Source organism: Arthrobacter sp. THG-b23 (assembly GCF_059091265.1).
Window position 1 is genome coordinate 119,874 of sequence record NZ_JBNHGM010000010.1, and the last position, 10,860, is coordinate 130,733.

At 67.8% G+C, this 10,860-nt stretch carries 7 protein-coding genes and 1 pseudogene; 7 read left to right on the forward strand and 1 reads right to left on the reverse strand.

Annotated features, from left to right (window positions below; all coding sequences use genetic code 11):
* The first annotated feature begins 24 nt into the window (after positions 1-24).
* The 6 genes from AC5RVD_RS15615 to ndk all read left to right on the forward strand — a co-directional run bounded on the left by AC5RVD_RS15615 (position 25) and on the right by ndk (position 8,999).
* Entirely contained in the window at positions 25-768 is a 744-nt protein-coding gene (locus tag AC5RVD_RS15615; RefSeq protein WP_494127428.1) for an SDR family oxidoreductase, read from the forward strand.
* Positions 769-1,068: 300 nt separating this feature from the next.
* Positions 1,069-2,853, forward strand: a complete 1,785-nt coding sequence (locus tag AC5RVD_RS15620; protein WP_494127429.1) for an HNH endonuclease signature motif containing protein — start codon at positions 1,069-1,071, stop codon at positions 2,851-2,853.
* Positions 2,854-3,328: 475 nt separating this feature from the next.
* Entirely contained in the window at positions 3,329-6,619 is a 3,291-nt protein-coding gene (gene ileS, locus AC5RVD_RS15625) for an isoleucine--tRNA ligase (RefSeq protein WP_494127430.1), read from the forward strand.
* Between the two features lie 14 nt (positions 6,620-6,633).
* A complete protein-coding gene (locus tag AC5RVD_RS15630) occupies positions 6,634-7,986 on the forward strand; it encodes a bifunctional folylpolyglutamate synthase/dihydrofolate synthase (RefSeq protein ID WP_494120812.1) in 1,353 nt (450 codons plus the stop codon).
* Between the two features lie 8 nt (positions 7,987-7,994).
* Complete coding sequence (locus AC5RVD_RS15635; protein WP_494127431.1) at positions 7,995-8,474, forward strand: DUF4233 domain-containing protein; 480 nt, start codon at positions 7,995-7,997, stop codon at positions 8,472-8,474.
* A gap of 108 nt (positions 8,475-8,582) precedes the next feature.
* A complete protein-coding gene (gene ndk, locus AC5RVD_RS15640; RefSeq protein WP_494127432.1) occupies positions 8,583-8,999 on the forward strand; it encodes a nucleoside-diphosphate kinase in 417 nt (138 codons plus the stop codon).
* 83 nt (positions 9,000-9,082) lie between these two features.
* Here ndk and AC5RVD_RS15645 read toward each other — a convergent pair whose 3' ends face one another.
* Complete coding sequence (locus AC5RVD_RS15645) at positions 9,083-9,757, reverse strand: vitamin K epoxide reductase family protein (protein WP_494127433.1); 675 nt, start codon at positions 9,755-9,757, stop codon at positions 9,083-9,085.
* A 394-nt stretch (positions 9,758-10,151) separates the two neighbouring features.
* On the opposite strand from AC5RVD_RS15645, the pseudogene AC5RVD_RS15650 reads away from it, so the two are divergent.
* A pseudogene (locus AC5RVD_RS15650) lies at positions 10,152-10,860 on the forward strand (hypothetical protein); the annotation flags it as partial.

Below are 10,860 nucleotides of genomic sequence, written 5' to 3' on the forward strand. Positions count from 1 at the left end.
CCTCCGGCCGGTACGCTGTGAATCATGACCAGGCGCGCAATAGTCACCGGAGCAAGTTCGGGTATCGGGGCAGCCACCGTGCGGGCTCTGCGGAACACCGGGTGGGACGTCGTGGCAGTCGCCCGCCGCGCCGACCGGCTGACAACCCTCGCCCACGAGACTGGCGCCGTCGCCATGCCCGCGGACGTAACCGACCAAGCTTCAGTGGACCGGCTCGCAACGACGGTCTTGGCCGACGGCGGGATCGACGCGCTGGTGAACATCGCCGGTGGCGCCTTTGGGGTGGATTCCATCGCCGAAGGAAAGCCGGTCGATTGGCAGAAGATGTACGAGGTCAACGTCCTCGGCTCCCTGCGGATGATCCAGGCGTTTCTTCCGGCCTTGCGCGACAACGGTGAAGGCTCGGTCGTGCTGCTGACCTCCACAGCGGGGATCGTGGCGTACGAAGGCGGCGGAGGTTACGTGGCCGCCAAGTTCGCCCAGCACTCGATGGCCGGCACCCTGCGCCTGGAAGAAGCGGAACACAACGTGCGCGTGATCGACATCCTCCCGGGCCTGGTGCAGACGGAGGAGTTCTCGCTGAACCGGCTCGGGGGTGACCGGCAGGCGGCCGACCACGTCTACGCCGGTGTGGAGAAACCGCTGCTGGCCGAGGACGTCGCCGACGTCGTGGCCTACTCGCTCAACCTGCCGCATCACATAAACCTTGACCAGATCGTCATGCGTCCGGTGGCACAGGCCGCCGCCCACAAATTAATCCGGAAGTAGCAAGAGCGAAACCGGGCGATTCCCCTTGTACTTGTACTTGGACGTCTGGACGAGGGACGCCAGACTCTCCGATTCTTGCCGTGGTGGGCGGCTTTGTGCGCGCGCTGATTTATTAGGGTTAGCGAATACCAGTGGCCGATTTGTCCGCCAACCCTCTACACGCGCAGACTCGTTCTCCAGAAGCGCCGCTTGTCCTCTAAACATGCCGACCCTCCCTCCACAGGCGTGCAGCGGCCGGCAGTTTTGCACTTACGTCGAAGATCCGTTCTACCCGTGATGCGCGGTGCGTAGCGTTGAAGTATGGCAGCGGAACCGTTGGACGAGGCACAGGAGCCGGAGGAACAATCCGGCATTCCTGCCCTGCCCGACGGCGGTGTCCCCGCCAGTGAATTGCGGGCGGAGGATTGGCAGGAGCTGGGTCCGGCGGAACTGGCCGGTCTGCTCGCCGGAACGGATCCGGGAACCTTGGATGATTGGTCAGCCCTGGAGTACCTCAAAGCGGTCCGCAAGCATGAGGCGTGGGCCCAGTCGCGGCGGTTGCGAGCCGTGCACCGCATGGCGGTGCTGCGCCCGGCCACTGGCGCCGATGCCGGGGCGCCGGACGGAATTTCCCGCCACGCCGCCGCCGAACTCGCACCTATCCTGGCCGTGCGTCGCGAGCGGGCCGCTGCCGAACTGGCCGACGCGCAACAGATCGGCACGTACCTGCCCACCACCCTCAGTGCCCTGGACGCTGGAGAAATTGATATGTCCAGGGCCGTGGCGATTGCCCGGAAAGGCATGGACCTGACGCCGACCGTCATGGCCCACTATGAGGCCAAGGTCGTCCCCGGCGCCGGGACCATCACGCTGGAATCCGTCCAGGCCCGGGCCCGCACCGCCCGCGACCGGCTGCACCCCGAACCCCTCGAAACCCGGCACCGGGCCGCGATGGAACACCGGACCGTGCAGTACCAGCCCCAGGACGATGGAATGGCCGAACTCTACATCCGCACGTCGGCGGAGAAGGCGATGCTGGCCTACAACCTGATGCAGGCCCACGCCAGGAAACTGCAGACCGCCGACGAGACCCGCACCCTCGGCCAACTCCGCGCCGATGTCTTCACCGACATGCTCCTGCGCTACCCCGACCACGCCTACCAGCCGGGGGCCACGGTACAAGGGAGCGGCACCGCTGCCGCAACGGCATTGGCGGAGGCGACCGCCGAACCAGCCACCAGGCAGGCAACGTGCGGACCATGCATCTGCGGCGCCGGGAACGTCACCGCGTCCGTCGCTGTGACTGCGCCCCTTGCAACCTTGCTGCGGCTCTCCGAAGAAGCCGGCGAACTCACTGGCTACGGGCCCATCCCGCCGGGCATGACCCGCGACCTTGCGGCGCTGGCCAAGTCCTGGCTGATCGCGCTCACCGACGACTACGGCAAGGCAGCCGCCGCCGCGAAAGACCTGCGCCACCCGCCCGAATGGCTCAAACGCCTCGTCCGGCTGCGCGACCGCCACTGCCGCGACTACGGCTGCACCATCCCCGCCGACCACTGCGACATCGACCACACCATCGCCTGGGAAGACGGCGGTAAAACCGTCCTCGAAAATCTCAGTGCCAGATGCAGACCCGGGCACAAAACCAAACACCACGGCGGCACTGCCGTCACCCAGGACCCCGACGGGACGCTGCGCTTCACCACCCGCTCCGGCCACACCCACAGCACCACTCCCGACGACGGTTGGTCACTCACCGACCCGACAACACTTAGAAGCCGCGCCGCCGCCGCTGCCAACGGACATGAAGCCGCCGCTGCGGACGGGCATGAAGCTGCCGCTGCGGACGGGCATGAAGCTGCCGCTGCGGACGGGCATGAAGCCGCCGCTGCGGACGGGCATGAAGCCGCCGCCGCGAACGGACATGAAGCTGCCGCCGCGGACGGGCACGAAGCCGCCGCCGCGGCCGCCGGGAACGCACATGAACCCGCCGCCGGGAACGCACATGAAGCCCCCGCCGCGAACGCGCAGGAAGCCGGGGAAGAAAGCATGCAAGAGAACCGGGAACCGCAGGGACCCCCGGATGACAGCCCGCCACCCTTCTGAGGACGGAACAGCAGCACCCGTCTGGGCCCAGACGTTCGGGCCAGACGTTGGCGCTGATTGGGAGGCCTGACGTCGCTTCACGAGTGAGCGGCATGTGGTGCACGGACGCGTTGGCCACCCACCGGACGAACAAACGGTCCGGGAACGATGCCGGCTTTTCGCCGCGTTTCGACAGCCGCGCCGCCGTGGCCGTAAACTTGAGTCATCAGCACTGACCCGGCCATCACCGGTGAGCTTCCGGAAGAACAGCGCAGGCCAACATCCTGGGCCCAGTAGAACCGGACGGGTATGCCCGTCACAGCAGCGAAAGAGTGGCTGTCCCTTTGCGCCGGTTCCGGCGCATCAGGCCAGCAAGTGAGGTGGTACCGCGGGTTCCGCCCCGGCAGCACGGTGAGGCTTTCCAGCCGCACCGGAGGCACCGGAGCAGGACACGTCCTCGCAGAAGTACCCACACTTGCCGAGCTGTCTTTTCAGGATGACGAACATGCCACAGATCTATCCCAAGGCTTCCACCGCCGGCGCTGCCGCTGCCGAGAGCTCGCCTAAGTTCCCCGAGATCGAGGAGCTGGTGCTCAAATACTGGCAGCAGGACGGTACCTTCCAGGCCTCCGTCGATGCCCGCGATGCCGGCAGCGACGGCAGCAACGAGTTCGTCTTCTACGACGGCCCGCCCTTCGCCAACGGCCTGCCGCACTACGGCCACCTGCTCACCGGATACGTGAAGGACCTGGTGGCCCGTTACCAGACGCAGCGCGGCCACAAGGTGGAGCGCCGCTTCGGCTGGGACACGCACGGGCTGCCGGCCGAGCTGGAAGCCATGAAGCAGCTGGGCATGACGGACAAGCAGCAGATCCTGTCCATGGGCATCGACAAGTTCAATGACGCCTGCCGCACCTCCGTGATGAAGTACGCCGACGAATGGCAGGAGTACGTCACCCGCCAGGCACGCTGGGTGGATTTCGAGAACGACTACAAGACGCTCAACGTCGAGTACATGGAGTCGGTCCTCTGGGCCTTCAAGCAGCTGCATGAGAAGGGCCTGACCTACCAGGGCTTCCGAGTGCTGCCGTACTGCTGGCGGGACGAGACGCCGCTGTCCAACCACGAGCTGCGGATGGACGACGACGTCTACAAGATGCGCCAGGACCAGACGGTCACGGTCACCTTCCCGATCCGCGCCGACGGGTCGGACAACGCGCTGGCGGCGGAGCTCGCCGGCGTCAATGCCCTCGCCTGGACCACCACGCCGTGGACGCTGCCCACCAACGCAGCCCTCGCCGTCGGGCCGGAGATCAGCTACGCGGTGCTGCCGGCCGGCCCCAGCGGGACGCAGGCCGCGGGGGAGAAGTTCCTGGTGGCGGAGGACCTGCTCGGCTCCTACGCCAAGGACCTGGGGTACGACGACGCCGCTGCCGCCACCGATGCGGTGTCGGCCCGGTACTTGGGCTCCCAGCTGGCCGGGCTGCGCTACGAGCCGCTCTGGGACTACTACGCCGACGCCGGAAAGTGGGGCACCGGGAACGCCTGGCAGATCGTCGTGGCCGACTACGTGACCACCACCGACGGCACGGGCCTGGTCCACCAGGCGCCGGCGTTCGGTGAAGACGACCAGAAGGTCTGCGAAGACAACGGCATCCCCGTGATCGTCTCCGTGGACGAGGGTGCCAAGTTCCTGCCCTACTTCGCCGAGGGCCCGCTGGCCGAGATCGCCGGTGTGCAGGTGTTCGAGGCGAACAAGCCGATCACCCGCGTGCTGAAGGCCGAAGGCCGGCTGGTCCGCCAGGCCAGCTACGAGCACAGCTACCCGCATTGCTGGCGCTGCCGCACGCCGCTGATCTACCGCGCCATCTCCTCCTGGTACGTGGAGGTGACCAAGTTCAAGGACCGGATGGTCGAGCTGAACCAGCAGATTAACTGGATCCCGGAAAACGTGAAGGACGGCCAGTTCGGCAAGTGGCTGGAGAACGCCCGCGACTGGTCCATCAGCCGCAACCGCTTCTGGGGTTCGCCCATCCCGGTGTGGGAATCGGACAACCCGGAGTACCCGCGCCGCGAGGTGTACGGCTCGCTGGCCGAACTGGAGGAAGCCTTCGGCACCCTGCCGCGCAACCACGACGGCGAGGTCGACCTGCACCGCCCGTTCATCGATGAGCTGGTCCGGCCCAACCCGGACGACCCGACCGGCCAATCCATGATGCGCCGCGTGGAGGACGTGCTGGATGTCTGGTTCGACTCCGGTTCGATGCCCTACGCCCAGGTGCACTACCCGATGGAGAACAAGGACTGGTTCGACAGCCACAACCCGGCTGACTTCATCGTCGAATACATCGGCCAGACCCGCGGCTGGTTCTACACCATGCACGTGCTCGCCACCGCGCTTTTCGACCGCCCGGCCTTCCGCAACGTGATCAGCCACGGCATTGTGCTCGGCTCCGACGGGCAGAAGATGTCCAAGAGCCTGCGCAACTACCCGGACGTGTCCGAGGTCCTGGACCGCGACGGCTCCGACGCCATGCGCTGGTTCCTGATGGCCTCCCCGATCCTGCGCGGCGGCAACCTGATCGTCACCGAACAGGGCATCCGCGACGGCGTCCGCCAGGTGATGCTGCCGCTGTGGAACGTCTGGCATTTCTTCAAGCTCTACACCAACTCCGCGAACAACGGGGCGGGCCATGAGGCCGTCTCCGTGCTCGGCGACACCGACCGGATCAAGGCCATGGAGTCCCTGGACCAGTTCATCCTGGCCAACACCGGGGACCTCGTCCGCGACATGACGGCGGCCCTGGACGCCTACGACGTCTCCGGCGCCTGCGACGCGCTGCGCGACTACCTGGACACGCTGACCAACTGGTACATCCGCCGTTCCCGCCAGCGGTTCTTCGACGAGGACCGCGACGCGTTCGACGTGCTCTACACAGCGCTGGAGGCGGTCTGCCGCGTGGCCGCTCCGCTGTTGCCGCTGGTCACGGAGGAGATCTGGCGCGGGCTGACCGGCGGGCGTTCGGTCCACCTGACAGACCTGCCCGACGCCGGCGCGTTCCCACAGTTGGCCGAACTGGTGGAGTTGATGGACACCACCCGGCAGATCTGCTCGTCCGGCTCGAGCCTGCGCAAGGCCGCGAACCTGCGCGTACGGCTGCCGCTGGCCTCGCTGACCGTGGTGGTTCCGGGCGCCGAACGGCTCTCCGGCCAGTACGCCGTGATGATCCAGGACGAGCTGAACATCAAGTCCGTCCGGCTGATCGACGCCGCCGACGCCGCCCCGGAAGAGTTCGGCATCTCGCAGCGGCTGGTGGTCAACGCCCGTGCGGCCGGCCCACGGCTGGGCAAGAACGTGCAGCAGGCCATCAAGGCCGCCAAGTCCGGTGACTGGTCAGTGGACGACGCCGGTGCCGTCACCGCCGGGGGACTGCTGCTGGAACCGTCGGAGTACTCACTGGAAACCGTCGTGGCCGGGGACGCAGCGGGCGGCGCCGCCGTCACCATGCTCCCCGGCGGCGGGTTCCTCGTGCTGGATACCGCCGTGACCGCCGAACTGGAGGCCGAGGGCGTGGCCCGCGACTACGTCCGCGCCATCCAGCAGGCACGCAAGGACGCCGGCCTGGTGGTCAGCGACCGCATCCGAACCACGGTGACGGCGGACCAGTCCGTCCTGGACGCGCTGACCCTGCACCAGGGGCTGGTCTCGCAGGAAACCCTCACCGTGGACCTCGTCCTGGTGGCCGGGGACGGCGACGCCGTGTCCGTGGAAAAAGCCGGATTCTGAAGGGGCACCAAACCATGAGTGATGAATTCGGCGTCGAGAGCGTCTACGCGGAACTGCTGGGCCGCGCCCCGGAAAACAAGATGGAACCACGCATGGAACCGCTGTTCCGGGCGATGGACATCCTGGGCGAACCCAACAAGGCCTTCGCCAGCATCCACCTGACCGGCACGAACGGCAAGACGTCCACGGCCCGGATCATCGAGGCCGGGCTGCGGGCGCACGGACTGCGGACCGGGCGTTACACCAGCCCGCACCTGTCCAAGGTGACCGAACGGATCAGCATCGACGGCGAGCCCGTCGCGGACGAGACGTTCGTGCGGGTCTGGGACGAGATCCGGCCCTACCTGGAGATCGTCGACCAGGAGCTGAACGCGGAGGGCGCGCCGCGGCTGACCTACTTCGAGTGCGTGACCATCCTGGCCATCGCCATCTTCGCCGACGAGCCGGTGGAGGTGGCGGTGATCGAGGTCGGCCTGGGCGGCATCACCGACGCCACGAACGTGGTGGACGGCCAGGTCTCGGTGATCACCCCGATTTCGCTGGACCACACCGACCTGCTCGGCGACACCACCGAGGATATTGCGCGGGAAAAGGCCGGCATCATCAAGCGCGGCGGATACCTGGTCAGCGCGGCCCAGCCACTGGACGCCGCCCAGGTGCTGCTGGAGCAGGCGCGGGACCTTCAGGTGCCCTTCCGCTTCGAAGGCGTCGAGTTCGGCGTCGAGTCCCGCAAGGTCGCCGTCGGCGGCCAGCAGTTGACGATCAACGGGTTGGCAGGCCGCTACCAGGACCTGATGCTGCCCCTGCACGGCGCGCACCAGGCCCAGAATGCCGCGGTCGCCGTGGCCGCGCTGGAAGCGTTCCTCGGCGGCGGCGAAAAGGAGCTCAACGTGGAAGTCCTGCGCGAGGCGTTCCTTGAAGTGACCTCGCCCGGCCGGCTGGAAGTGGTCCGCACCGCGCCGACCATCATCGTGGATGCAGCCCACAACCCGGACGGGATGAAGGCCAGTGCGCAGGCCATCCTGGAGGCGTTCCACTTCAGCAAGCTCATCCCGGTGGTCGGCGTGCTGCAGGAGAAGGACTCCGTCGGCCTGCTGGAACAGCTGCGCGAGCAGCTCAGCGACCTCACCGACGAAATCTGCGTCACCGAGTCCAACTCCCCGCGGGCCATTCCCGCCGAGCAACTGGCCGAGGATGCCATGGCCGCCGGGTTCCCCGAGAACGCAGTGCACATCGCGCCCCGGCTGGACGATGCCATCGAATGGGCCGTCGGCCGGGCCGAAGCCGACAACGACCTCGCCGGCGGCGTGCTGATCACCGGGTCCATCACCCTGGTCGCCGACGCCCGCATCCTGCTAGGAAAGTAACAAGATCCATGGCCAAACTGACCAAAGCCCAGCGCGAGTGGCGTCCGGACATGCCGAAGAAACGGCGCTCGATCAAGACGATGTTCGCCTCCACCGTGTTGTTGCTGGAAGCCTTCGTCGCCTTTTTCGCCACCCTGGTGGTGTTCGGGCTCTACCGGGACGACGTGCCGCCGGCGCTGATCCTCGGACTGGGGATCGGCTTGAGCGTCCTGCTGGTGCTCTGCTGTGCCCTGCTGCGCCGCCCGGCCGGCTACGCCATCGGCTGGGCGATGCAGGTGCTCCTGATTGCCACCGGCATCGTGGAACCGGTGATGTTCGTCGTCGGCGTGCTCTTCGCCCTGTCCTGGTGGTACGCCGTGCGCACAGGCGGCCGGCTGGACCGCGAGAACGCGCAGCGCGACGCCGAACAGGCGGAATGGGAACGACTGCATGGCCCGGAGGCAGGCACCGCGGACGACGCCGGCACCGTGGACGAGGCCGGGCGCTGACGACGCCGGCACCGCGGACGATGCCGGGCGCTGACCTGTGCTGCGCGCGCGTCCCGTAGGATTGAACGGGGTTTTCGGAGCTAATCGTGAAGCGAATGAGGAGAAATTGTGAGCGTTGAACGCACACTGGTACTGGTCAAGCCCGACGGCGTATCCCGCGGTCTCACCGGCAGCATCCTGGCCCGCATCGAGGCCAAGGGCTACACACTGGTCGAACTGAAGCTGGTCAACGCCACCCGCGAACTGCTGGAACGGCACTACGAAGAGCACGTCGGCAAGCCGTTCTACGAGCCGCTGGTCGAGTTCATGCTCTCCGGCCCGCTCGCCGCCGCGGTGTTCGAGGGGCACCGGGTGATCGAGGGCTTCCGGTCGCTGGCCGGCACCACCGACCCCACCACCGCCGCCCCCGGGACGATCCGCGGCGACTTCGGCCGCGACTGGGGCGTGAAGGTGCAGCAAAACCTCGTGCACGGTTCCGACTCGCCCGAGTCCGCCGCGCGCGAGATCGGCATCTGGTTCTCCTAGACGCTAAAAGCCGGCAGAGGCCGCGGCCCCGGACGGGGACGCGGCCTCTGGTGTATCCGGGTCAGCCCGGGAAGCTACCCGGGTCAGCCCAGGAAGGCGTCAATGAAGGCCAGGAAAATGGTCCCGGCCGTCACGATCCACAGCAGGGCCGTCAGGGTCCAGGCCCAGCTGCCGGCGAAGCGGACCACCGCCGGCGGCGCCTTGATCACGCCGTGCGCCAGGTTCCGCGCCGTGGTGTGCACCAACAGCGGGATCATCGCGGCCCACACGCCCATGCAGTACAGGCACAGGATGTGGATGTCGTAGAGCGCCTGGCTCCACAGCCAGACGACGAAGATGAAGCCCAGCGTGACGCCGATCTGCAGGCCAACCCAGTACCACCGGCGGAACCGCGCCCCCGCAAGGATCGCCACCGCCGTCGTGATGGGAACGGCGAAGGCGACGATCCCGATCAGCGGGTTGGGAAAACCGAAGAGCCCGGCCTGCCAGTGCAGGAACACCTTGCCGCAGGAAACCCAGGGGTTGATGTCGCAGCTGGTCACGTGGCCCGGATTCTCGTAGGTGGCCAGCCGTTCCAGGACCAGGATGCCGGACATGACCCAGCCGAACACGCCGGTGGCCAGCAGCAGCCAGGCGAAGGGTTTCTCCCGGGCGACGCCGGAGACCTCGCTGTCCGGGAGTTGGCCGGACGCGGTCGCGGCCGGGGAGGTGGAGGTCTGCGCTTGGGTCTGCACCGTTATCCTCGGGCTAGGGGACATGTGGCTCGATTCTACGCCGGAGCGATGGGCCATTACTCACCAAATCGCACCCGGTGTGAGAGAATGATCGTGGCTAATAGCAGCCCCACATGCTGCTGTTGGTCCAGCGACAGGCTTCCAGGTCCGTCGGCGATGCTTCCCGAACAAGGAGCCCATCAATCCGGATGGGCGCTGGGAATCCGCCGGACGGCCCTGCCGGTGAAGAGAAGGTTACGGCAGACGGAAAAGCGCCGCTGGTCCCCGGGTGTGCCGCGCCCCACGTGATGGCGCGAGCTCGGGTGATACCAAGACGACTTTCGGTGTCGGGCAGCCCAAGGCACCCGGATACCCGGCTACATGCCCCCGAGGGCACCGGGATGTGGCCGGTGCCGCAAGGGTTGGAGCACAACTTTAAATGGACAATGAACAGGTAATTCCCGCTACCTCCTCTCCGATCGACGTGCCGGAGGTACCGGCCAAGAAACCGCCGCGGCCCCGCCGCAAGCCCACCGTGTCCGCACCGTCGCAGGACCAGCTGGACGTTGATGTGCCTGCAGCGGCGGCCACTGCCCCCAACAACGACGGCGATGCCTCCGCCGCTTCCCCCGCGACCGCCGCGGCGCCCGACGCCGCGATAGCCGCCGGGGAGCAGCCCGCGGGTGAACAGCCCGCAGGCCAGGATCCCACCGGGCAGGACCCCGCAAGCGGCCAGCCGGCCGAGGCTGCTCCGGCGACAACCCGCGTCCGCCGACCGCGCAAGACCGCGGCCCAGAAGGCCGCCGAAGCCGCGGCCGCCCAGGCCGCGCCGCCGGAAGATGCCGCCGCGGCGGAGCCGGGCACCGCCCCGGCAGCCGCTGCTGAACCCGCCACCGACCAGCCGGGCGAAACGGCTCCCGTCAAGACCCGCACCCGCCGGCCGCGCAAGACCGCCGCCGACAAGGCCGCCGAGGCTGCGGCAGCGGAAACCGTTCCGCAGGACGGGACCGGCGCACAGCCTGCCGCCGAGCCGGTCGAGGCCGACGCCAGCCCGGAGGCAGACGGAGCGGCGGAGCCCGCCGAACAGCCGCCCGGCCTCCGAGAGACCCCACGAGGACGACACATACCCGAACCGCTCGAGTCGGTGC